The sequence below is a fragment of the Ruegeria sp. BE10 genome (assembly GCF_056538905.1).
The window spans coordinates 622708-645730 of sequence record NZ_JBQFTX010000001.1 but is presented as its reverse complement, the minus strand read 5'-3'; the positions used below and the strand labels follow the sequence as shown (position 1 = coordinate 645730).

At 54.4% G+C, this 23023-nt stretch carries 20 protein-coding genes and 1 tRNA gene; 11 read left to right on the top strand and 10 right to left on the bottom strand.

The annotated features are described in order from the left end of the window. Positions 1-6: 6 nt before the first annotated feature. Positions 7-1374: an SPOR domain-containing protein gene (locus tag ACR0M2_RS03195; protein WP_480704016.1), complete on the bottom strand. Its 1368-nt coding sequence runs from the start codon at positions 1372-1374 to the stop codon at positions 7-9. A gap of 202 nt (positions 1375-1576) precedes the next feature. Here ACR0M2_RS03195 and ACR0M2_RS03190 point away from each other — a divergent pair. The 3 genes from ACR0M2_RS03190 (at position 1577) to ACR0M2_RS03180 (ending at position 4648) form a co-directional block, all read left to right on the top strand. Further along, positions 1577-1666: transfer RNA gene (locus tag ACR0M2_RS03190), tRNA-Ser, on the top strand. A 371-nt stretch (positions 1667-2037) separates the two neighbouring features. Further along, entirely contained in the window at positions 2038-2745 is a 708-nt protein-coding gene (locus ACR0M2_RS03185) for an IS6 family transposase (RefSeq protein WP_480704015.1), read from the top strand. A 163-nt stretch (positions 2746-2908) separates the two neighbouring features. Continuing rightward, on the top strand, positions 2909-4648 hold the full coding sequence (locus ACR0M2_RS03180; RefSeq protein ID WP_264187097.1) for an adenylate/guanylate cyclase domain-containing protein: 1740 nt from the start codon (positions 2909-2911) through the stop codon (positions 4646-4648). A 393-nt stretch (positions 4649-5041) separates the two neighbouring features. Here ACR0M2_RS03180 and ACR0M2_RS03175 read toward each other — a convergent pair whose 3' ends face one another. Continuing rightward, complete coding sequence (locus ACR0M2_RS03175) at positions 5042-6289, bottom strand: HlyD family secretion protein (RefSeq protein WP_217353028.1); 1248 nt, start codon at positions 6287-6289, stop codon at positions 5042-5044. After that, positions 6256-6636, bottom strand: coding sequence for a hypothetical protein (locus tag ACR0M2_RS03170; RefSeq protein ID WP_170347760.1), 381 nt, complete (start codon positions 6634-6636; stop codon positions 6256-6258). Before ACR0M2_RS03170 ends, ACR0M2_RS03175 begins: the two co-directional genes overlap by 34 nt. Before the next feature lie 396 nt (positions 6637-7032). Here ACR0M2_RS03170 and ACR0M2_RS03165 point away from each other — a divergent pair, with 396 nt between their 5' ends. The 6 genes from ACR0M2_RS03165 to ACR0M2_RS03140 all read left to right on the top strand — a co-directional run bounded on the left by ACR0M2_RS03165 (position 7033) and on the right by ACR0M2_RS03140 (position 12082). Continuing rightward, positions 7033-8040: a helix-turn-helix domain-containing protein gene (locus ACR0M2_RS03165; RefSeq protein ID WP_480704014.1), complete on the top strand. Its 1008-nt coding sequence runs from the start codon at positions 7033-7035 to the stop codon at positions 8038-8040. A 143-nt stretch (positions 8041-8183) separates the two neighbouring features. After that, a complete protein-coding gene (locus ACR0M2_RS03160; RefSeq protein ID WP_170362899.1) occupies positions 8184-8474 on the top strand; it encodes a glycine zipper domain-containing protein in 291 nt (96 codons plus the stop codon). A gap of 403 nt (positions 8475-8877) precedes the next feature. Further along, positions 8878-10260, top strand: a complete 1383-nt coding sequence (locus tag ACR0M2_RS03155) for a cytochrome ubiquinol oxidase subunit I (RefSeq protein ID WP_480704013.1) — start codon at positions 8878-8880, stop codon at positions 10258-10260. Next, positions 10260-11261: a cytochrome d ubiquinol oxidase subunit II gene (gene cydB, locus ACR0M2_RS03150; RefSeq protein ID WP_170374659.1), complete on the top strand. Its 1002-nt coding sequence runs from the start codon at positions 10260-10262 to the stop codon at positions 11259-11261. Before ACR0M2_RS03155 ends, cydB begins: the two co-directional genes overlap by 1 nt. Then, entirely contained in the window at positions 11258-11359 is a 102-nt protein-coding gene (locus tag ACR0M2_RS03145) for a DUF2474 family protein (RefSeq protein WP_170348197.1), read from the top strand. Before cydB ends, ACR0M2_RS03145 begins: the two co-directional genes overlap by 4 nt. Positions 11360-11512: 153 nt before the next feature. Beyond that, positions 11513-12082: a hypothetical protein gene (locus ACR0M2_RS03140; protein ID WP_480689293.1), complete on the top strand. Its 570-nt coding sequence runs from the start codon at positions 11513-11515 to the stop codon at positions 12080-12082. A gap of 81 nt (positions 12083-12163) precedes the next feature. Here ACR0M2_RS03140 and ACR0M2_RS03135 read toward each other — a convergent pair whose 3' ends face one another. After that, entirely contained in the window at positions 12164-13651 is a 1488-nt protein-coding gene (locus tag ACR0M2_RS03135; RefSeq protein WP_480704012.1) for an arylsulfatase, read from the bottom strand. A gap of 202 nt (positions 13652-13853) precedes the next feature. Here ACR0M2_RS03135 and ACR0M2_RS03130 point away from each other — a divergent pair, with 202 nt between their 5' ends. Beyond that, positions 13854-15800, top strand: coding sequence for a DUF3604 domain-containing protein (locus ACR0M2_RS03130; protein WP_170362887.1), 1947 nt, complete (start codon positions 13854-13856; stop codon positions 15798-15800). 206 nt (positions 15801-16006) lie between these two features. After that, on the top strand, positions 16007-16693 hold the full coding sequence (locus ACR0M2_RS03125) for an IS6 family transposase (protein ID WP_226688812.1): 687 nt from the start codon (positions 16007-16009) through the stop codon (positions 16691-16693). Between the two features lie 139 nt (positions 16694-16832). Here the strand turns inward: ACR0M2_RS03125 and ACR0M2_RS03120 are convergent, their stop codons facing one another. The 6 genes from ACR0M2_RS03120 to ACR0M2_RS03095 form a co-directional block, all read right to left on the bottom strand. Continuing rightward, entirely contained in the window at positions 16833-17642 is an 810-nt protein-coding gene (locus tag ACR0M2_RS03120; RefSeq protein WP_480704011.1) for an NAD-dependent epimerase/dehydratase family protein, read from the bottom strand. Then, positions 17630-18532 (bottom strand): hypothetical protein, encoded by a 903-nt coding sequence (locus ACR0M2_RS03115; RefSeq protein WP_480704010.1) that lies wholly within the window; start codon positions 18530-18532, stop codon positions 17630-17632. Before ACR0M2_RS03115 ends, ACR0M2_RS03120 begins: the two co-directional genes overlap by 13 nt. 52 nt (positions 18533-18584) lie before the next feature. After that, entirely contained in the window at positions 18585-19580 is a 996-nt protein-coding gene (locus ACR0M2_RS03110; RefSeq protein ID WP_480704009.1) for a substrate-binding domain-containing protein, read from the bottom strand. Between the two features lie 56 nt (positions 19581-19636). Next, positions 19637-20623, bottom strand: coding sequence for an ABC transporter permease (locus ACR0M2_RS03105; RefSeq protein WP_174818509.1), 987 nt, complete (start codon positions 20621-20623; stop codon positions 19637-19639). 2 nt (positions 20624-20625) lie between these two features. After that, positions 20626-22179, bottom strand: coding sequence for a sugar ABC transporter ATP-binding protein (locus ACR0M2_RS03100; protein WP_480704008.1), 1554 nt, complete (start codon positions 22177-22179; stop codon positions 20626-20628). Positions 22180-22326: 147 nt separating this feature from the next. Further along, a complete protein-coding gene (locus tag ACR0M2_RS03095) occupies positions 22327-22998 on the bottom strand; it encodes a GntR family transcriptional regulator (RefSeq protein ID WP_010437239.1) in 672 nt (223 codons plus the stop codon). Positions 22999-23023: the final 25 nt, after the last annotated feature.

Below are 23023 nucleotides of genomic sequence, written 5' to 3'. Positions count from 1 at the left end.
TTTGTTTCAATTCTTGACAGAGAACGCGTCGGAAAACCCAAGGTCTCTGACGTCGCTTTGCAATGCGTTGCGTTCCGAGCGGGTTTTCGCCGGGCCAACCAGCACGCGCCAGACCGTTTTGTCGTCGGTCTTCAGCTCGCGAACATTGGCAGTCATTCCGTTCCGCTCAATTTTTTGCGCCGCGCTCTTGGCATTGGCTTCGACATTGAAGGTTCCAACCTGAACAAACGGCTTGGTCAGAGATCGTGGTGCTGGATCCTGAGCCGCCGGAGCAGGCGCGCTTACCGGGGTGGGGTCGGCCGCTTCAATCGCGGCTGCAGCACCTGCAACGGGGTCAAGCGGTGTTTCAGTGATCTCGTTAGGATCTTTCTTTTGCCACCACTTCCGTTTGGCCGGTTTGTCCTTGGGTGGGGTGACTTCGGGGTCAGACAGAGAGGGGGCCGCGGTGGGCTGAGTTGCGGTTTCTACCACTTCTCCCACCGCATCAGCGGTTGCCTCAGCTGCGGTGTCGCTTGTTGCCGTCGCGGTAGCTCCGGCTGCGCCTGCTGCGGCAACCGGTTCCTTCTTTTGCCACCACTTCCGTTTGGCTGGCTTTTCCTCGGGCGAGGTGACTTCGGGGTCAGATTGAGTAGGTGACGCTGTTGCCTGAGCTGCGGTTTCAACCACGTCTTCCGCGGCATCGGCGGTTGCTTCAGCTGCGGCGTCGCCTGTTGCCGCTGCAGCGACTCCGGCTGCACCTGCTGCGGCAACCGTTTCCTTCTTTTGCCACCATTTCCGCTTTGTGGGCTTTTCGGCATCTGCCGTAGCCGTTTCTATGGCTGCGTCTTTTGATTTTGCTTCATCGGTGACCGATTTATTCTCGGTTGTCGCGGTTTCTTCGGGCTTGGGTTCTTCTTTTTCTACGGGTTTGCGCCGCAGGGCAGTAACCTGAACCTTGGTCGGCGCACCTGCAAGGATACCCAGCTTGCCAGCGGCCGCAGAGGACAGTTGTAAAGCCGGGCCGGGAAGGTTTCTTTCCCGCCGGAACAAGGCGCCATTCACAGATTTGTTGTTTTTCGGATTCTTGATGACAACGCGTTCGGGTTGGGTCACATCCGGGTGGGCAACCCAGATACCGCCCAAGGACGGACGCCCATCCCACAGCGCGGCCTCGGTCACATTGAAGGCCTCTGGCGCTTCGACCGTTGCGCCTGATTTGTCTGAATGACCGGGAAACAGTTCGACGGTACCGCTGGTCTGGGTGCCGTCACTTGGTGCGTCCGACAATGCTTCCTCGGTCGACAGTGTCTCGTCACACCCCGCCAGAATTGCCAATGTCACGGCCAGCACCGCCCACGATCGCGGTTTTACGCGTGTCTCAGTCGCTCGCTTCATTTTGTCATCCCTTGCCTGAAGGGGTCTCGTTTCCTGAACCCCGCCGCCAATTGCCGGTTCTGTCTTGCCGGTCTGTTACGGTCTTTCCTGCAAAGCATAACGTGGGTGAGGTGTCATGGAAAGACCACTGCACATGCTTAGGCGAGAATTCCCTATTTGCTCTTGCCACCGATTTCAGTTGGCCTTAGACCCAGCCCCACGCGGGGAGGTGGCAGAGTGGTCGAATGCGGCGGTCTTGAAAACCGTTGGGCGTGAGAGCGTCCCCAGGGTTCGAATCCCTGTCTCCCCGCCACTCATACCTGTCTCACTTCAGTTTTGTTTTCTGGCCCGGAATTGTGCCGCAATTCCCGCGCGTTGGCGCATGCGCTTTCAATCAGAGACGGAGCAGACTGTACATTCAGAGGACAACTCAGCGCCAGTCTCAGTGTCGCATTTTGGCGGGGTCGCTTTGAGCCAGATTTCCCTGATACCCGGCAATTTACAGGGAATTTCTGCAAAACAAGTCTGGAACCCGAGATTTCAGATGTCACAATTCTATATTTTCCAATAGCTTATGATGAAAATTCCCTAAAAAGTGGAACAGGGAATTTTCTCGCAAGAACAGGGGGTCTTGTCAGAAGAACTTTGCTTGAGCAGGGCAGGGGTGTTGCGTAGCTTTTTCTCATGACCAGACCTGCCTCTTTCAAGTACTTCAAAACCAATCCCGAGATTATCCGCTTGGCGGTGATGCTGTACATCCGTTTCCCGCTCTCGCTTCGGAATGTCGAAGATTTGTTGCACGAGCGAGGCATCGACGTGAGGCACGAAACTGTCCGGTATTGGTGGAACAGGTTTGGCCCGATGTTTGCTGCTGAGATAAGGCGGAAGCGTGTTCAGCAACCGCGCTCGTTCTCCAAATGGCAGTGGCACGTTGACGAGGTTTTCCTGAAGGTGAATGGTAAGCGGCATTATCTTTGGAGGGCCGTTGATCACGAAGACGAGGTGCTGGAAGCCGTCGTTACCAAACGCCGAAACAAGCAGGCGGCATTGAAATTCCTCAAGAAATTGATGAAGCGATACGGTAAAGCGGAAACCGTCGCCACGGATCGCTTCGCCTCATACAGAGCCGCGCTCAGAGAGCTGAGCGCGCTCAAAAAACAACAGACGGGCAGGTGGCTCAACAACCGCGTCGAGAATTCCCACCTTCCTTTCCGACGACGCGAACGCGCGATGCAACGGTTCAGGCGCATGCGAAGTTTACAGAAATTCGCTTCCGTACACTCCTCCGTCTACAACCACTTCAACCAGGAAAGATCGCTCGCAACCAGAGATACCTTCAAGCTGACCCGCGCCGCCGCTCTTAGCGAGTGGCGTCAACTTTGTTCCGGATAGCTTCACGGTTTCCGAGGCAAACTGAGACTGGTTCGAATTCGTCTGACAGCCCCCCTTGCAGACTCTTGAAGTCAAATGGCTTACTATGGGGCAATCGTGCATTAGGGCTTAAAATTTATGCGCAAAAGGAACCTTCAATATGAATAGGAGATTGTCTACGATCTTGGCCGCTGATGTTGTCGGTTATTCCACTCGAATGCGTGAAGATGAAGTCGACACGATAAATCGTGTTACACTGTTAAACGAGTTAATCGGAACTGTTGCGTCCACGCACAATGGGCGGGTCTTCAACCGCGCGGGTGATGGCTTTCTTTTGGAGTTTTCTAGCCCGGTGGCGGCTGTTCGCTGTGCTTACAACTTACAACTTCAACTCGCTGCACCAGTAACCAAGCGAGAGATTGGACTAGAAATCAGGGTTGGGGTCCATCTTGCCGATGTCGTAGTAGATGGCGACGATTTGCTTGGCGATGGGGTAAATGTAGCAAGTCGTATTGAGTCTGAAGCCGAGCCGGGTATGGTCCTCGTAAGTAATGCTGTGTTCGATCACGCCAAGCGGTCGGCCCAGCTCAAATTTGAGAACAAGGGCACCCGAAAGCTTAAAAATATTTCCGAACCAATTACGGTCTACGCTGTTGCAGGCGAGCTTGGCACGCACAGTTGCGGAACCGCCCTTATCGAGGACAGTAGCCTTCCCTACGTGGCGGAACTTCAAAAGTCCACCAACTCAATTGTTGTGCTTCCCTTCAAGAACATGAGCAATGATCCCGAGCAGGAGTATTTTTCCGATGGCCTGACGGAAGACATCATTACAGAGTTGTCCCGGTTCCCTGACATTCTCACGATCTCCAGGAATACTAGTTTTGGGTTAAAAGGGGTTGCGGCGGACGCTCGTGAACTTGGACAGAAACTCGGCGTGCGTTTCTGTCTTGAGGGCGGGGTTCGCAAGCTGGGAAATCGCATACGGATCAACGCGTATCTGACGGATGCGGTGTCAGGCGAACAGCTTTGGGCAGAGCGGGCGGATTGCAATCTGGAGGATCTTTTCGATTTCCAAGATGACCTTGTTGCCAAAATCGTCGCTAGTGTGGCTGGCCAGATCGAACGGCAAATGGAAGCCACGGCACAGCGCAAACGTCCGGGTGACCTGGAAGCCTATGAATGTTTAATCCGCGGTTTGTACTATCACCGGATTGGTGGAGTCACAAAGGAGAATGCACAGGAAGCAGTTCATTGGTTTGACGAAGCGCTGAAACGAGATCCAGGATATGGTCGAGTTCATGCGTGGAGGGCATGCGCTGTCGCTACAGTAGCAGAATGGACCGGTGAAGATGTATGGGATGAGTTGGTCGAAGCAGGGAACCTAGCTGTCGAGCTGGATGAAACGGACGCTGAAAGCCATCGAATTGCCGGTTCCTTGGCGCTCTATGTTCGTGACTTTGAACGGGCTAAGTTCCACTTCAATCGCGCTCTGGAGTTAAACCCCAATCACGCGTTCATTGTCGGACGAACCGGTGAACTCCATAACTTTCTCGGAGATGGAAAGACTGCTCTTGAGTACCAAAAGCGTGCAAAGATGCTTGATCCCTTTTTGCCCGAATATTGCCGCGAACTAGAGGCAATTGCCTACTATGTCATGCATGATTTTGAGGCTTGTTTTAACACCGTGGATGAATTTGCGAGGCTCACTCGGCGGGCGGCAGCTTATCGGACTGCGGCCGCAACTCACTTGAATAATGACTGCAAGCTTGAACGAGCAGTTCGCGATTTGTTGCTTCACGATCCGGACTTTAGACCTTCTACATTCATTCAAACTGAATACTTCAAAGATCGCGAGATATCTAAAAGATTGAAAGCCGAATTGAGGAGCGCTATGGCGACAACCTCACTTCGCCTCGCTGGTTGAGTACACAATTTGCTAACTTAAAAATTGAGGATTAACGCGTCTTCTCTGTGTAAGAAAAGGTCTTGGATCGCCGGAGTCTAACGACCACTTTGTCCGCAAAGCAGTCGTACGAGCAACTAGCAGCGAATGGCCGCTTCGAGCCCATAGTGACTGCTGCTGCGCGATCAACCGACGGCGGCTATGCGGTCAAAACTGACATTCCGGTCTACTGTATGTGGTCGTCATTTTCCTGCAAAAGATTACCTGAGCGGACCTACCTACCGTTCGCCGGGTATCAGAAAGCCGAAACAGAACTCACATTTTTTTGGCATGTGATCTGTTCACAAAACAGAAGAAACGACTCCCAACGTTTATCGGGAGCCGCATTTGCTGAATAGGAGGGTCTTTGGAAAATCAGGCGTGTCCACCACCGATCAAGCCGATACCCGAAGTCAGACCGAACCAAGCTTTAACCCGCAGACCGACTGCCTTGATGATACCCATAGCCTGGATCCCGTGGGCAACAAGTGTTCCTTCCATGTCACCTTCAAATTTGGTGGTGTAGGATTGGACGATGCAACCACTACCTGGCACCAAAAGTTCGCGGTGTTCTGGGTGCACCAGATCGAGATGCACAACGATCTGACCCCGTTTTGCCTTTTCACTCGGCTCAATCAGGCGACCGCTAGGCGCGAGCTGACCCGAAGAAATCTGCTCCTGAATACGTACGATCCTTGCAGGAAGAACGGTGTTGCGCATCGAGATGTTGAAGTTGCTTTCGCATGCCACCTCTGCGGCCATACCTTCGTACAGTTCGGTGCGAGAAACCTGTGAGAAGCCGGCTACGACGCGTCCTTTCTCTACATCTTTTCGGTCGGGTACAATCAGCATGGCGGGGCTCATTGCGGCTTGCGCTGCGCGTGAACCAACATTCAGGGTAACTTGTTCAACTACACCATCGACAGAGCTGCGCGTCAGGGTCTTTGAGAGTTCCACCTGAGCCTGCTGTAACGATGCACGCGCCGATGCAAGTTGGGCGGGCAGAACAGCCGTCGCCTGAACTTGCGCTACACCAAGTTGCGTTTCAGCAGCCTCAACTTCAGCTTCCCGAGTGCTCAAAGTTGCTTGAGCGCGCTCCAGCTGGCTCACTTGAAATGCCGCAGAGCCCTTTGCTTGAAGTGCCTCATGATCCATCAGCACCAGCTCAGCCTGTTCTCTAGCGGTAACTGCGGCATCCACCACGGCCTGCGCGGTCTGGACCTGCAACTCAGCGGCCAGTTTCGCGCTTTCAATCTCTTCAACTTTGCGCATCGCAAAATCTACAGCGGCTTGTTCCGACGCATTCTCGACTGCAAACAGCGGATCGCCCGGTTCGACACGATCGCCGCCCTTTACATAGATGTCCGTAACGGTTCCGCCGTTCTCGGCGACGACCGGAACAGTTCTGAATGGCACGAGGCCGGTGTAGGACTTGGGATAGTAGTAGAATACAGCAAAGAACACGATCAGGGCGAGAACGAACCACATGAAGAGCGCTCGGTGAACATTGTAGAGGGTGACCGGTAGCCCGCGCCATTTCAGGTAAATCACGCGCAGGACAAACGGAAAAGAGGTTACTAGAAGCTCAATCATTTTGCCAACTCCTCTTTCGATGGACGCCACCACAACATGAAGTCGCGAGCGATTGCGGTCAGGATTAAGGCACCCGGCAGTAGACTGCTGAAGTGGCTCAGGGCAGGCATCAGCTCATACGCCAAGGCGACAGTGAGCATTGTCGGAATAGTTGTGCGCAGCGGAGTGCCGATTGACTTGTGTTCGGTGTAACGTTCAAAGCGCGCGTACAGATGTACGACCAGCAGGATCGCAAGGGCGAGAACGACCAAGCCTACCCATGCATAGGTGTCGGTTTGGTTGGGCGCGACCCACCATCTGGGATCGCCGCCAGCGGCAAAGGCCGGAGTTGAAATGACGCCAACTAAGGGCGCCATCAGGAACGCGGGTGGTTTCATGTTTCAGTCCTTTTGTTACGCAGCCACGCTGCGCATGTAGATTTTCAGTGTTTGGAGAACGTCAATTCTCGGTTGGTTGTTGTGCGGGTTCTGTGGGCTGTTCCTGCGGGGCGTAGGGTGGATCCCAACGACGTCCGTTCGGTGTTTTCTCGCCAAGTGGCGAACTATGCAGACCGTGGATGTTCCCCCCGGACCACTCTTGCTTGGCGGAGTTTTGGATTGCCTTCAGTACGCGGTAGTACCTTGCGAAGTAGATCATGGTCGTTTCCTTTCTGATGACCCGGACCTAACCGTCGTCGCGCCTGCAATCCTGAGGGTTCTGGACATTTGTTGTTGGCTTCTGGACAATTGCTGTGACTGCAGGGAGTTGCGTGCCATTCAGGGGAGGACGCGAAAGTGCCACGCATCAGCACTTACAGACTGCGAAACGTCGGGCTGCGTTATTCTCAAGAACCCGGCGCGCGCATTCCGTTTCCCGAAGTCCTGGAAATGGCGGGGGCACCCGTTGATATCGGCGATAGCCCCGACGCAACTGTCGAGTTGCTTCACGAGGCGGGTACAGTTGAAACTGCGTGCCGGGTTATGAAAGACAAAACTTTCGCAGCGCGGGTTGGGCTTTCGGCGCAAGGTCCCGGAACACTTCTGGCCTACATCGTGCGGGCAGCCGAAACGGTGGAAGACGCGCTGGTATTGACGCAGCGCTTTTATGCAATGCAGGATCCTGACTTGCGTCTTGACGTAGTGGGGGGGGCCGAAAAGCCAAAGATCACTCTGGAGAGCAGTGTTATCCCGGCGCATCAATACCCTCGCCACCGTGAAATGCTGATATTCGGTCTTTATAAGCGTGTTCAACAAATCACCTCTGGCGGGCTTGCCCCGATCTCTATCGAGTTGGAAACGGACGATGCCGAGCACTGTCGGCAGCTGGCGGATTTGGCGGGATGTGATGTCGTAGGCTTCAAGTCCGGATACGCCTTGGCTCTGCCCGCTAACGGCATGAGCTTTCGGATACCAACGGCAGACCCCACCTTATTGGGACATTTACAAAGGCACGGAGAAGAGCAACTGAAGGCGCAGCCTGATGCAGTCCGTAGTCTGTCCGACCGCATAATGGATATGCTCGGCGAACGTCTTCCCGGACCGATACCAAACGGCGACGATATAGCCGGAGAACTTGGCCTGACGCGTCGGACCATGACACGGCACCTGTCGGCCGAGGGAACAAGTTTTAAGGCTCTTCTGGAAGGTGTGCTGTGCGACCTGTCCAAACGCATGCTGCGTAGCGGTGAGGGTGTTGCCCGTGTTGCCTTCATGCTTGGATTTGCGGATCAGGCCGCCTTTTCGGTGGCGTTCAAGCGCTGGACAGGTGAAACGCCTGCCAGATTCCGTAAAGCTGGCCGCTAGAGGGACTGGCACCGGGGATCGAAAGATGTCCAAGATCCACAAAACCTTGTCCCGTCTCCAAAAGAAAGCGGGCCATCGGGTCACCTAGTTCAATGGCACACAGCAGCCACGGTGGTTGCTAACCCAGAACAAGGATGAACCCTATGAAGACCTCGAAGAAATTCATTATCGCCCCGATCTCAGGCGCACTTCTGATCACCATGGCGGCAACAGCTCATGCTGACTACGTCACCGACAAGGCGATCAAGGGTGCAGTTGTCGGCGCCACTGTCGCCGGTATCGCAGGCGAAAGCATCGTAGGTGGCGCGGCCGCTGGTGCCGCAGTCGGAGCCGTAGGCGGCGCGATCCAAAAGGACAATTTCGAAGACGCGCAGGACGAAGCCCAGGAGCGTCGCGACGACTTTAAAGAAGAACACAAAGACTGGAACAACTAAGACACCACCCCAGTGAAGCAAACAAGGAGAAACACAGCCGAACAAACCCGACCGGTCAGCATGCGCTGTTAGCATCCAGACGCAGTTTGACTGACCATCCCGCACAGAACTCGCACAGTTTCTGATAGGTTGCCATCCAGCTCACAAACGAGCCGGGTGGCAACTTTGTTTCGAGCCCTCGAACGCAATTGTTTCCTGAAGGCGCGGTTTTAGCTTTCAGCCTCAGTCCCAGCCAATGGGAACTGGGTTTTGTCCAAACCCCAAAAACAACCGTCCAGAACCCAAATGAACTGAAACAGGCAACAACCCAAATCCGGCTCATCTGAATGACATCGATGAGCTGGCAGCCGAGCTACTTCTGTTCACTGCCGCACTTTGCAACCCAATGCCAAAGGAAACGGCAATGAACTTATTCGCAAACTTTGACGCAGAGACTCTGGCACGCATCCAGTTTGCCTTTACTGTGTCGTTTCACATCATCTTCCCGGCCTTTTCTATCGGCTTGGCAAGCTTCTTGGCCGTTCTCAATGGCCTCTGGCTATGGCACAATGACAGGACTTACCTCAACCTGTTCAACTACTGGAAAAAGATCTTCGCAGTTGGTTTTGCGATGGGTGTCGTGTCCGGCATCGTGATGTCGTACCAATTCGGTACGAACTGGAGCACATTCTCGGACACCGCAGGCCCTGTAATCGGGCCCTTGATGGCTTACGAGGTCATGTCAGCCTTTTTCCTGGAGGCAGGCTTCCTCGGCATTATGCTTTTCGGTCGCGAACGCGTCGGTCCGAGCTTGCACATGATGGCGACAGCGATGGTCGCTCTTGGCACTCTGATATCGGCTACGTGGATCTTGTCGGTCAATTCCTGGATGCAAACCCCGGCTGGGTTTGACATCAACGAACTGGGGCAGTTCATTCCCGATGACTGGTGGTCGATTGTCTTCAATCCGTCCTTCCCCTACCGCCTGACGCACATGGTTCTTGCCGCCTATCTCACCACTGCTTTTGTGGTGGCCGGGGTTGCGGCGTGGCATTTGCTGCGGCGCAATCGCACGGCTGAGATCACCCGAATGTTCTCGATGGCAATGTGGATGGCCGTTCTAATCACCCCTCTGCAGATCGTTGCCGGCGACCTTCATGGTTTGAATACGCTGGAGCATCAGCCGCAGAAAGTGATGGCGATGGAAGGTCACTTTGACAGCCACCCCGAAGGTGCACCGCTAATCCTGTTCGGCATTCCAAACGAAGATGAAAAGCGCGTGGACTACGCCATCGAAATCCCGAAACTATCATCGCTGATCCTGAAACATGACCCCAACGCGCCGCTTGACGGGCTGGACACTATCCCCGATGACGAAGAACCCCCGGTCGCGATTGTATTCTACAGCTTCCGCATCATGCTCGCCATCGGCTTTGCCATGCTGGGCATCGGCTTGTGGTCGCTTGTTCAGCGGGTTCGCGGCCGTCTCAACGACGATCGCTGGTTGCAGAGGACATCCGTTCTATTGGCGCCCAGCGGGTTTGTAGCGGTACTGGCCGGTTGGATCACCACCGAAGTGGGGCGCCAGCCGTACACAGTTTACGGGCTGATGCGGACATCGGACTCACTCTCACAAGTGGATGCACCTTCTGTTGCCGCGTCTTTGATAGCGTTCATCGTAGTGTATTTCGCCGTGTTCGGAGCGGGCACGTTCTACATGCTGCGCCTCATGGGCAAAGCACCCGCCGAAGGTCCTCGGGAAAACTACAGAACTATTGAAATCCCGACTATGGCGGAGGCGGCGTAATGCTTGAACTCTCGACAATCTGGGCAGGCATAATAGCATTTGCCGTTTTAACCTACGTGATCCTGGACGGTTTCGATCTTGGAATTGGAATCCTCTTTCCATTCGCGAAAACCGACAAAGATCGGGATGTTATGATGAACTCAGTCACTCCGGTATGGGACGGGAACGAAACCTGGCTGGTCATGGGCGGCGGAGGTTTGTTCGCTGTTTTTCCGCTGGCTTATTCCGTGGTGATGCCCGCGATCTATTTGCCCGTTATCATCATGCTTCTTGCGCTTGTTTTCCGCGGTGTCGCCTTCGAATACCGGTGGCGAACGGTGCGTGGGCGCTGGCTGTGGGATGTCGCGTTTCACGGCGGTTCAACCGTGGCTGCCTTCTGCCAAGGCATCACGCTTGGCGCGCTGGTCCAGGGCATCCCGGTCGAAGATCGGCTGTACGCAGGCGCACAGTGGGATTGGCTGACGCCGTTCTCTGTCCTATCGGGTGTGGCCTTGGTGATCGGGTATGCCTTGCTGGGCGCGACCTGGCTCAATATGAAAACAACGGGCGGAATACAGCACCAGATGCGTTCCTATGCACGTCCACTGATGCTCATGACGCTCGGGTTGATTGGCCTCGTCAGTCTTTTGACCCCGTTCCAAGATCCGATCTATCTGATCAGATGGTTTTCGTGGCCCGGTGTAGTTTTCTCTGTGTGTGTGCCGGCTGTTGTTGCTCTCATTGCTTGGATGCTTCATCGCGGCCTGAAGACACAGCGCGACTATCAGCCCTTCTTCTGCGCCATTGCCTTGTTCGTCGTGTGCTTCATTGGCATTGGGATCAGTTTCTATCCCTATATGCTACCCCCAAGCCTCACGATTGCCGAAGCCGCAGCACCTGACAGCAGTTTGGCTTTCGCTCTGGTCGGAGCCGTCATTCTGCTGCCTGTGATCCTTGCTTACACCGCCTACACGTACTGGGTATTCCGCGGAAAGATCGATCCAGAGGAGAGCTTCCATTGAAACTGATAAAGCAAGTTTTCTGGTTCGGCGCGATATGGTTCGGCAGCGTCTTGTGCCTAGCCAATGTCGCTTACGTAATCAGGTTGTTCATCACCTGAAATTGCAAAGATACCAATGCTCGCGCGTCGGCATGTCCAGCTCGCGCAAACATTAGTCCAAGCGCCGAAAGAAACCCCGTTCCAGCTCACCAGATTTTCAATAACACGCGGCTGGCTGGGTCGTCTCAAACCTAACAATGCAAGGGGGCTGTAATGCTTTCTCGTCAAAAACAAATTTCTGTGCAGTGGGATCAGATTGACCCGGCTCTGCCCACTCTACCTAAGCAACAAAAGCTGGGCCATAGCCGCTCGTCTGGCATGTTGCCAAAGCTATTCACAGGGCTCCTTGCAGCAGGGTTTGCGACCTTCGTTCTATTGCCATTCACTTCGGCCCTTACAGGAACTGTTACGAAAGACCTCTTCGCAATTGTGGACATGTTGCTCGTCCTGCTCTCTGCGCTTGTCGTTTTTGCTTTCACAACCGCAATAGTACTGAAAGGATCAACACTGCGAGCCGTCCTTGGGCGAGGATTGGCCTCTCTCGGTGCAGCGCTTATCATTTCGCCCGTAGGGCTTTCGATCCTGTTCGCATTATACCTGAAAGACTGGGTATCAATCGTAGTAGACACGTCTATCGAGCAGGCGGGAAGAACAGCGATATCCCTGTTTGGCGGTATCTTCGTTGCCAATGCCCTCGCTATGGGATTGGCGTTTGGATGTTTGTCTCTGCTACTTGGGATCAGGCTAATGCAAAATCGTCCAAAACCACTCGCTTCGCCTTAGGCGAGTGAACTTTCGTTTTGGGCTCAACGCGGTCATCTGACAAAAAATGTCGGATGACGGCTTTGCGGACAAAGCCGCCGTTCAGTTTTTGGGTGGTTCGTACGGATCAGGCGTTCCCGGTGGGATTGGAGGGTGTTCCTCGAAGGTTGCAATGTGCTCCTGCAACTGCGGCAGCGCCTTTTCGACTGCCCATGTGTGCGGGAAGAGTACGCTTTCACGCTCGTGTGGATCATTCAAAAGGTTGTAGACCCTTGGTGTGTCGAAAGACTCCGTTGCACCAAAAGCAGTCGTATTCTCTTTGAAAAGAACTTTCCAATCCTTCCACTTTACTCCGAATACCTGCTCACCCATGTAGACGATCACGCCTTCTCGGTTTGAGTTTGGTTGGGCACCAAGAAAGAACTTTGACTGGTCGACACCATCAAAGGCCCTGTCATCAGGCACCTTGCCCCCTGCAAAAGCTGCAAGTGTCGGATAGAGATCCATTGAGTGGACAACATCGTTGCTTTCTGAACCGGCAGGGATCTTTCCCGGCCACTTGATTGCAAAGGGTACACGCATGCTTCCTTCGAGGCTGGTGAACAGAGTGCCGCGCCAAGGCCCGGCTGTACCATGTACAGCAGGAACCGGCGAGACGTTGGCATTTCCAACTGGAAGAGCTTCGGGGCCGTTGTCAGCGGTGAATATCACCACGGTGTCGTCGGAAACGCCTTCCGCTTCAATCGCATCAACGATGCGTCCGATATAGCTATCTGTTTGAAGCAGAATGTCTGCCCAGACGCCGTTTCCAGTGGCGCCATCAAACTCCTCGGACGCGATATTTGGATAGTGGGTCTGCGTATATGCAAGATAGATGAAAAACGGCGCGTCTTCGGAACTCTTCGCTTCGATAAAGTCGATAGCCTTTTTCGTCAGTTCGCCGTCTATCTCGCCGCGATAGTCGAGATCGTAGTCCCGCGCGATGGTTGCTGGCTTGCCTGCAACACCCTGCATCACAACAGGCTCTTCCAAGTTGGCTTCAGCAAATCCCGGAAGGGTGCGCCAGACTGTAACGTCAGTGGTCTCAACTCCGTAAAATTCGTCGAATCCTTGATTCGTTGGATAGCGTCCTTCGGTCCAGCCAAGGTGCCACTTGCCGTACATGGCCGTGTTGTATCCCACATCCTTTAGCATCTCCGCCATCGTGATTTCCCACTGAGTTAGGCCGTAGACGCCGCCGCCCAGTGGGACCGTGTGGTTGCCGCTTCGGATACCGTATCGTCCTGTCATGGTCGCTGCACGGGACGGCGTGCACTGGCTTTCCACGTTGAAGTTTGTGAGTCGTAGCCCCTCTGCAGCGAGGGCGTCCATCTTGGGGGTCGCTGTACCTCGGATTATGCCGCCTCCATTGAACCCAGGTTCGCCCCAACCAAAATTATCTAAAAATATGAATACGATGTTGGGTTTATCTTGAGCTGAAGCGCCCGTGGCAAATAGAAGAGACAAGGACAGCAGGAATGTTCGCGATAACCACTTCATAACAACGTCTCCAATCAAGATCACGGACTCAAGACTGACGAACCAAGTCACCAGTCGTCAATAACGTCGTATCATTGCGGTACTTTTTCACCGCGGCTGAGCACCAGAGGTAAGGGCGAAGCTGCGGCCCCGGACTAGTCGAACCTCTCCTGAGATCTTTTGAGCTCATCTAAGAAAAACCGTTGTTTTCCTTGACGAACAGTCGGCTCAGATGTTGCCATAGGCTGGCATTAAGCGCGTCTGGGAGGTTCAAATGAAGTTTTTTCTGACGACATCGACAGCAATAGTTTCCGCAGCATTCCTATCAAGTTCTTCAAATGCTCAAGAGGCCGCACAAGGCGGGCAAGTCGGAGAGATGACCATATCGGTTGATGATATGCGCGAACCCGCGCCCGCTGATTTCTCACCTTATGCAGGTCGAGACTTTCCTACACGACCTCTGTGGGGTGACACTCACTTGCACACGTCAAATTCGCTCGACGCGCGAGGGTTTGGCGTCATCCTGAGCCCAGACGATGCTTATAGATTTGCACGCGGTGAGGAAGTCACTACGTCGCACGGCCTTCGGGTGCAGTTATCGCGCCCCCTCGACTGGCTTGTCGTATCCGATCACTCGGACGCCATGGGCGCCATGAATGAGATCGTCGCAGGGAATTCTACCCTGATGCGTGATCCAACACTTCGAGACTGGAACGAACGTCTAAACGCCGGTGGAGATGTTGCTCTCGGCGCAACAATGGAAGTCATAGAAACCTTTGCGGGTATAACCGGTGATGCTCTTCCCGAGGCTGTTTCAGATCGCAGGTTCGTACAATCCGTTTGGGACGAATTCACGCAAACTGCGGATCATCACAACGACCCCGGCGCATTCACTGCGTTCATCGGGTACGAATGGACGTCCACAGAAGGAGGCAACAACCTCCACCGCAACGTGATCTACCGAGATGATGCCATTCGCGCACGGCAGATGCTGCCATTCACAACCGCAGAAACATTTAATCCCGAACGTTTGTGGGACTGGATGGAAACTTATGAACTAGAGACCGGCGGCCGTGTACTTGCCCTTGCCCACAACGGCAACGTCTCAAACGGCCTGATGTTTCCGGTGGAAACCAACCCGGAAACGGGCGAACCTTTGACCGAAGACTACGCAGAGCGGCGTGCTAAGTGGGAGCCGATGTATGAGATCACCCAGATCAAGGGTGACGGAGAAACTCACCCTTTTCTCAGCCCGAACGATGAGTTTGCCGACTATGAAACCTGGGATAAATCCAATCTGGGTCCGACGCCCAAAGAAGACTGGATGCTTCAGTACGAATACGCGCGCGAGGCTTTGAAGAATGGTCTCAAACTAGAGGCTCAGCTCGGCACCAATCCATACAAGTTCGGAGTAGTGGGCTCGACTGACAGCCATACGGCTTTGGCAACGGCGGAAGAAGACAATTTCTTTGGCAAACACTCCGGTGTCGAGCCGGAACCTGGCCGTTGGCAGCATGTCGTTGGTGAGTTTGATGCCTTGAGGATTCTCGGGTGGGAAATGGCGGCCTCTGGCTACGCAGCAGTTTGGGCTGAAGACAATACACGCGAAGCTATATTCGACGCCATGGAACGGAAAGAGGTTTACGGGACAACCGGTAGTCGCATTGCGGTCCGTTTCTTTGGTGCCTGGGACTTTACGGAAGAAGATGCAAGATCCCGTTTGCCCGCCGAAATAGGATACGAAAAAGGCGTTCCGATGGGTGGAGACCTCTCACAAACCCCTGAGAGCGCAGACGCCCCAACTTTCCTCATCGCTGCCCTAAAAGACCCATTTTCCGGCAATCTCGACCGTATTCAGATTGTGAAGGGTTGGTTAAATGCCAACGGCGATACTGAAGAGCGGGTTTATGACGTGGCTTGGTCGGGAGACCGAGAACCTGATGCGGACGGCAACCTGCCAGCGGTGGGGAACACCGTGGATGTTGCAACGGGCACGTTTACCAACTCTATAGGGTCTCCAGAGCTGATCACTGTTTGGAAGGATCCTAATTTCGATCCTTCAGTTAGGGCTTTCTACTATGCCCGTGTCTTGGAAATTCCCACACCGAGGTGGACAATTTACGACTCCGTTCGGTTCGGAGACGAACTACCTGCGGAGGTTCCGACGTCAACGCAGGAACGCGCGTACACTTCGCCAATTTGGTATACGCCCGAGAACTGAAAGGCACCAATGGTCTTAGACTAATTTCAACAAAAGGTAGTCACTGGGTGTTGAAACCATACGGCTACTTTGTCCGCACAACGGTCGCTGATGCTCCGCGCAGCGAACGGCTGCTCTGAGCCCAGAGCCGACATTTACCAAACTGCGTGGGTCTTGTCAGAAGAACTTGGGTTGAGCGGGGCAGGGGTGTTGCGTAGCTTTTGCCCATGACCAGACCCGCCTCTTTCAAGTACTTCAAAACCAATCCCGAGATTATCCGCTTGGCGGTGATGCTGTACATCCGTTTCCCGCTCTCGCTTAGGAATGTCGAAGATCTGCTGCACGAACGCGGGATCGACGTGAGCCACGAAACTGTCCGGTATTGGTGGAACAGGTTTGGCCCGATGTTTGCTGCTGAGATAAGGCGGAATCGTGTTCAGCAGCTGCGCTCGTTCTCCAAATGGCAGTGGCACGTTGACGAGGTTTTCGTGAAGGTAAATGGTAAGCGGCATTATCTTTGGCGGGCCGTTGATCATGAGGGCGAAGTGCTGGAAGCCGTCGTTACCAAACGCCGAAACAAGCAGGCGGCATTGAAATTCCTCAAGAAATTGATGAAGCGGCACGGTAAAGCGGAAAACGTCGTCACGGATCGCTTCGCATCGTGTCGGGCCGCTCTCAGAGAGCTCGGCGCTGCCGAAAAACAGCAGACGGGAAGGTGGCTCAATAACCGCGTCGAGAATTCACACCTTCCTTTCCGACGACGCGAACGCGCCATGCAACGGTTCAGGCGCATGCGAAGTCTACAGAAATTCGTCTCGGTCCACTCCTCTGTCTACAACCACTTCAACCAAGAAGGATCGCTCGCAAGCCGAGATACCTTCAAGCTGACCCGCGCCGCCGCTCTTAGCGAGTGACGTCAACTTTGTTCCGGGTAGAATCACGGTTTCCGCGGCAAACTGAGACTGGTTCGAATTCGTCTGACAGCACCCTTAATTCGATAGGAGGTTTCGGAAGCTGATTGTGCGAGACGCAACAATGCCCGGACCTTGTACTCTACCAATCCGGAAAATGTGTCGTGAAATAGCTGGGGAGTCGGACTGTAAACAGCCGTTTCAGCGTGGATCTTAAGACAATGCCCACTGTTGTTTTCGCGGGGCTTCCGTCCTTTGGAGAGTAGCCAATCGCTTGCCGCGTTTCGGTGATATCCCAGCGCATCCCCGGGTTAACTGACATTAGGTTTAGGGCTGCGAAGGAAATATCCTTGGCATCTATTGCGGCGCGCATTCCGCTTAGAAAGTCCCGATCACTCAACCACATTTCCTGACCCCACCGGCCCATCGCCATGTGTGTGCCGGGTTGGTTGCCGTGAGTCCATTGCGTCCAGCCGATGCGCAAGCAGATGACCGACAGTCCGTGATGCTCAGCGAAATAAGCCCCTGTCCGTTCACAGAATAGCTTTGACATGCCGTAGGCGTTTACTGGCCCTGGTGGTGTCGTGCTGTTGAGCACCTCATGCGTGAACCTTTTGTCGCCGTGGACCCAGTTGGAGCTGGCAAGAACCACGCGGCTGACGCCCATGGCTGCCGCATGGTGATAGAGGGAAAGCGTTGCATCCATATTGTGTTTGATCGCGGAGGCCCAGGTGGCGGAGGGCTCTCGGTCACCAGCTAGATGCACAATAACGTCCACTCCCTTAAGCAAACTGACCCAACTGCTGTCGTCGGACAGGTCTGCAGTGTGTATGTCGGGATGATCTACGGGGCGAATGTCGATGCCGGAAACGACGTAGTCTGGTTCGCTTTCTAGCGCGTCGAAAAGTTTGCGGCCGAGATGCCCGCCAGCGCCTGTAATCAAGACATGCATGACAGGAACTCCTTGTTGTTTGTGAGTCCCAATGGCATTTGGGCTGCATCTTCCTCCGCTATGACGCGGAACGTTTGCCGAAAACTCAGCGTTTCATTCGGCGCGAGGTTGCGTGCCGGGGAGTGCCACTCCGCTTCGCAATAGGCGTAATCGGCTGAATTAAAGACCTCAAACGGATAGTCGTGTGCAAATTGATCGCCCTGTTGAGGTTCTGGTACCGAGCACATTAGCAAGGGGGCATCATGGCCGCACCGCATCAGTATACGACCGTTGGGGTTCGGTAACCCGACTTTGAATTCCTGCTGCCTGTTGCAATCCACGACAATGCCATTGCCGTGCGTGGCTATCATCCCTTCGGCAGAGCCAAAAACAGGATAAAACGCAGGGCCCTCCATTTCGACACCGATCTTGGTGGGGGTGTTAAGCATCATGACTGACCAAATGCCGGTCAGGCGCGAGGAGGTCCCATGGTTGACCACGATGTGTTCTATTTCCCAGCTTTCCGCCGAGGTCAGCGTGATGCGGCGCGACACTGACAAGTGCGAGGTCGGGCATACTGCGCTGGTCATGTCGATACGAGTGCTGCTTCTTGAAGTGATCTGGTAAGAGCCGCTGTCCAACACGGGAAACGGAGCGCCGTTTACCCAGGATGCATCTGGGGCGATCCAAGTCTTCTCGCCGCCCCAGAGTGGAAAACCAAATTGTGGAGAGCGTGTGGGCAGATCAGTAAGCCGCGTGTCATCGACCTCCAACCCGTCGAGATCTGTGTTTTGAAATAGGAGGGAGCGCCCCTGGAAATTCACATCCCATAAGCGGCCCCCGATGCCGGGCAGGAGTGTCAGCTGCAGATCGTTTTGCCGCAGGTGAAGAACGCTCCATCTGTCCGACATGTACCCCCTCCTATCGGTTTCCTGGCGCGATAGAATGCACCGGGACAATCCCTTAGGTGTGCTTGAACTGAACGACGTTTTCGGCCGTAATCGGCATAACCCCGGTTTCAACACGCTCTGGCAAAGGATTGATGCCAGCCGCCTTCCAATCGGGCAAGACCTTCAGCGCGTCAGTGTTCTGCCAATGCATCATGTGGAAGGCGAGAAAGATCTCAAGATAGGATTTCTGAGCCACTGCGCCGTGAATTGTGCCGTCTTCGATATAGGGAAGCATATCATCATTTCGGTCCATCGCGACGATCTTTATGTCCTTGCGTCCCGCCTCATTAACGGCAATTGCAGCGCCTTTGCCGCTGTCGCCGTCCGTACCGCCAATGCCAACAATATCCGGGTTCGCCTGAATGGCTTGAAGATAGGCTGTCGGTGCATAAGACGGGTCGGCCTTATCGTTGACGACGTCGACGACCTCGATATCTGGGTATTTCTCAGCAAAGATTTGTTTGTACCCCTCGACACGCTCCAATGTGGAAGGGGCAGGGAAAGTGCCGAGGATAACCTTGCCTTTCCCGCCAATCGCTTGCGCAAGCATTTCGCCGCCGACACGTCCTGCTTGAACGCCGTTGATACCAAGGAATGTGGACCGGGGACTGTCGGGAATATCGCCAATACAACATGTGACCGGAATGCCCGCCTCGACCGCACGTTCGACGCCGGGGGCCAGAGTGGCCGGATCACCGGGGAAGATAAGGATGCCTGCGGGACGTCTTGCGATCAGTTCATCCAATTGGCGTGCTTGTGCGGCCGTGTCGAAATCCAAGGGGCCCGTGAATGTGGCCTTGATGCCCATCAGTTCCTCAAGGTCTTCCATTGCATTTCGATAGTCCACCCAGAACGGCACCTGCGTGACGATGGACAGGAACACATACTCCTTGCCGGCCGCTTGCGCCATGGCTTCTTTGGACAGCATGGGCAGTCCGAATGCTGCGGCCAATCCCGCGGTGGTGCCCGCTGTCAGCAGCCTGCGCCGATTCACCTTCAATTCAGTCATCGTAGTCTCCCTGTTTTGGATCATTGGTTGTTGTTAAGTTTTGGAAAGCTTCGGGCTTAGCCCCGTTTGCTTCGGATCAGCATGTCCAAGGCGACCGCTGTAACGAGTACCCCGCCGATGACGATCATCTGCCAGTAGATCGATACGGCCAGCATCGTCATGGTGTTGTTGATCAACGCGACGAAAACGACGCCGAGGAAAGCACCAAGAATAGTACCTTCGCCGCCGCGTAGAGATGCGCCACCGATGACAGCCGCCGCCAGAACCTGAAGTTCGATACCGTTACCTGCCGTGGGCGTACCGCTCATCAGGCGGGAGGCCAGCAATACACCCGCCAAAGCAGCCAGAATACCGGTCAGTGCGTACAGAATGATACGAACGCGTGTGACATGGATGCCTGACAACATCGCGGCCTTTTCATTGGCGCCGATGAAATAGACCTGACGGAAAAAGCGTGTATGGCGGACGGCCAGGTCAAACAGGACGACGAGCAGAATGGTGAACAAGACGATTACAGGAAAGCCGCCGATGTCAGCTTTGCCGATCCAGGCAAATGATGCTGGCAGGCTTGAGACAGAAAAACCTTCGGTCAGGACAAGAGCGATGCCTCGCGCGATCGACATCGTGCCTAGGGTCGCGATAAGCGGATTGATCCCGAGGCCGGTCACCAGCAAACCGTTCACTACACCGACAATTCCACCCAGCACTAGTCCGCATACCACCGCGAGCGGAATTGGCATGCCAGTCAAAAGTAGCATGGCTACGACGGTGGAAGACAAAGCCATAACCGATCCAACGGAAAGATCGAACCCGCCGGATGCAAGTAGGATCGCCATGCCGATCACGATGATCGCAGTGGGGGCCATGCCCACGGCCACGGCTCGAAAGTTTGAGAAGCTGAGGAAATAGGGATTAACGTTGGACATCACGATGATGATGGCGGCGATCAGCACGATCAGCGTCAGTTCACGAATATCGACAAAAGCTTGTAAAACACGGCGCAGCAGCGGACGCTTCATGGGCAAGTTGGCTTGAGCGGTCATGGTCACGTCGCGACTCCTGATTGATTGGTTTGGGGTGCGTCCACAATTGGAACGGAATTTCCAGCGGCCATTTGAAGAAGCGTGGTTTCGGTTGCCTCGGCGGCTGCGATGTCTCCCATGAGGCGACCGTCGTGGACGACAAGGATGCGGGTCGAGAGAGAGACAAGTTCGGGAAAATCGGATGACACGACGAGGATGGCCATTCCCTCGGCTGCTCGACGCAAAAGTTCCGTGTGGATTTGGAATTTGGCTCCGACATCGACCCCTTTTGTGGGCTCCTCAATGATCAGAAGAGCTGGCGCGCGTTTGAGCCACTTGGCCAACATAATCTTTTGCTGATTGCCCCCTGAGAGATCACCAACAAGTTCGTTAATCCCGCTGGTTTTGACACTGAAGGCGTCAATGGCTGTTTGGCTGGCTGCTTTGATCGAGCCCGAACGCATGAACCCAGCAGACGCATGATCGGAAAGACTGGCCGCGATCAGGTTGTCGCTGAGTGATTGCTCCAGAAAGAGGCCTTCAGTCTTGCGTTCTTCGGGAACAAACCCGACCCCAGCACGCATCGCCTGCCGCAAGGACGCAAAGTTAACAGGCTTGCCGTGAAGTCTGATCTCCCCGGTCGCGCCATGCATCAGCCCGACAATCGATCGAACAATCTCGCTGCGGCGAGCGCCCATCAACCCTGCCATCCCTACAATCTCTCCGGCTTTAATGGAGAAAGAAATTTCTTGGAATTCACCTGGATGGGTTAGGTCTTGGACATGCAAAACCTCTTCACCGTTAACCTTACCTGACCGCGTGACATCACCGGGGTGAGCGCCGCCGATCATCTCGGCAACGACTTGTTCCTGAGAAGTTTCCGAAACCGGTAAAGTGCTGATGTGGCGCCCATCTCGCAAAACGGTAATGCGATCCGAGATTTGGAAAATCTCGGCCATATGGTGGCTGACATAGACGATGCCAATCCCTTTCTTTGTCAGGGACTTTAGGACTTCAAATAGTGCGTCTACTTCGTCGGGTGCCAATGCCGATGTCGGTTCATCCAGCAAAAGGACGCGGGAATTCAACGACAGAGCCTTTGCGATTTCAACAATCTGGCGGGAGCTGATCGGCAAGTTTTCCACGGGTGTTGAGACGTCGATATCCAGACCGAATTCCGCCAGCAACGCCTCCGCACGGCGGCGCAGTTCAGGCCAGTCAACTACGCCAAACCGGGTGGGCACGCGGCCCGCGTAGATGTTTTCCGCAACAGAGAGCGCGCCAGCGAGGCTGAGCTCTTGGAAAACACAGCCGATGCCCAGGGATTGCGCATGCGACGGGCTTTCGACCCGCTGTTCCTTGCCGTCGCACAGGATACGCCCAGCAGAAGGTTGGTGAAGTCCATAAAACAGGCCGAGACAGGTGGATTTTCCGGCGCCGTTTTCCCCGCATAGCGCGTGAACTTCGCCGGGTCTCAATTCAAAGTTGACGCCATCCAAAACAATGTTCGTGCCGAAGCTTTTGCCAACCCGATCCAGTTGGATCAGTGGCTGTAGCCCCAGTGAGTCAGGTTTCATTGCTGGCGTCATATAAGCTTCCTCCCGCTTCTTGATTGGCATCTGATATCTCAGATGTCAACTGAAAAAGAAACGACGGTGAGGTGCCCAAAAGAAAGGGGCGGCGCCGTTCTGGCCCGCCCCCGTCACAACGAAGCTACGTTTTTGCTAGGATGCGGTCGCTCCTTCGAGGACGATGGCGGCGCTTTTGTAGGCTTGTCTGGTGCGGTCAATATGCGCTGTGAGAAGAGATTTGATTTTGGCCATGTCACCTTCGCGAACGGCAATAGCGATTTTCGAATGCTCATCGAAGGAGAGCTCAGTATGCTGTGGCAGCTTCGCCAAATGGGTTCGCAATGCGGCAATCTTACCGATGTAGCGTGTATAGCTGGCCGTCAGATAATCGTTACCGGCATGTTCAAAAATCAACTGATGAAATGTGGTATCCAGTGAAAGGTAGCCCTTTTCATTGCCTCGCCTGCGTTCTTTCTCCATGTCCTTCACGACACGCTGCATGTCGTCGGCAAGACCTTCCGGGTTCCGCAACAACGCAAGTTCAAAGGCGGCAGTTTCGATAGCCTGTCTGAAATCGCAGATCTGAGTCACTTCCGGCTCAGACAGCGAAAAAACGCGTGCGCCTTTTTGAGGCTCGATACTGACCAACCCTTCGTCACGTAGTTGAGCGAGTGCTTCGCGGACTGGCGATTTCGATACGCCCAGCTCTTCGGAGATTTTTCGCTCCGACAAAACCTGACCCATTTTCAGGGAGCCATCGATAATACTATTCCGCAAATGTTCCAGTGCGAGTTCACGCAAAGACTTGGGTCTCTCAAGCGCCATCTGAGGATATCTCCAAAAAAAGGTG

Bases quoted from the DNA above. Each gene is read 5' to 3' on its own strand.
- ACR0M2_RS03115 (WP_480704010.1), bottom strand. From the start codon at position 18,532: ATGTCGGACAGATGGAGCGTTCTTCACCTGCGGCAAAACGATCTGCAG.
- ACR0M2_RS03195 (WP_480704016.1), bottom strand. From the start codon at position 1,374: ATGAAGCGAGCGACTGAGACACGCGTAAAACCGCGATCGTGGGCGGTG.
- ACR0M2_RS03130 (WP_170362887.1), top strand. From the start codon at position 13,854: ATGAAGTTTTTTCTGACGACATCGACAGCAATAGTTTCCGCAGCATTC.
- cydB (WP_170374659.1), top strand. From the start codon at position 10,260: ATGCTTGAACTCTCGACAATCTGGGCAGGCATAATAGCATTTGCCGTT.
- ACR0M2_RS03170 (WP_170347760.1), bottom strand. From the start codon at position 6,636: ATGAAACCACCCGCGTTCCTGATGGCGCCCTTAGTTGGCGTCATTTCA.
- ACR0M2_RS03140 (WP_480689293.1), top strand. From the start codon at position 11,513: ATGCTTTCTCGTCAAAAACAAATTTCTGTGCAGTGGGATCAGATTGAC.
- ACR0M2_RS03160 (WP_170362899.1), top strand. From the start codon at position 8,184: ATGAAGACCTCGAAGAAATTCATTATCGCCCCGATCTCAGGCGCACTT.
- ACR0M2_RS03110 (WP_480704009.1), bottom strand. From the start codon at position 19,580: ATGACTGAATTGAAGGTGAATCGGCGCAGGCTGCTGACAGCGGGCACC.
- ACR0M2_RS03125 (WP_226688812.1), top strand. From the start codon at position 16,007: ATGACCAGACCCGCCTCTTTCAAGTACTTCAAAACCAATCCCGAGATT.
- ACR0M2_RS03185 (WP_480704015.1), top strand. From the start codon at position 2,038: ATGACCAGACCTGCCTCTTTCAAGTACTTCAAAACCAATCCCGAGATT.
- ACR0M2_RS03105 (WP_174818509.1), bottom strand. From the start codon at position 20,623: ATGACCGCTCAAGCCAACTTGCCCATGAAGCGTCCGCTGCTGCGCCGT.
- ACR0M2_RS03100 (WP_480704008.1), bottom strand. From the start codon at position 22,179: ATGAAACCTGACTCACTGGGGCTACAGCCACTGATCCAACTGGATCGG.
- ACR0M2_RS03155 (WP_480704013.1), top strand. From the start codon at position 8,878: ATGAACTTATTCGCAAACTTTGACGCAGAGACTCTGGCACGCATCCAG.
- ACR0M2_RS03095 (WP_010437239.1), bottom strand. From the start codon at position 22,998: ATGGCGCTTGAGAGACCCAAGTCTTTGCGTGAACTCGCACTGGAACAT.
- ACR0M2_RS03120 (WP_480704011.1), bottom strand. From the start codon at position 17,642: ATGCATGTCTTGATTACAGGCGCTGGCGGGCATCTCGGCCGCAAACTT.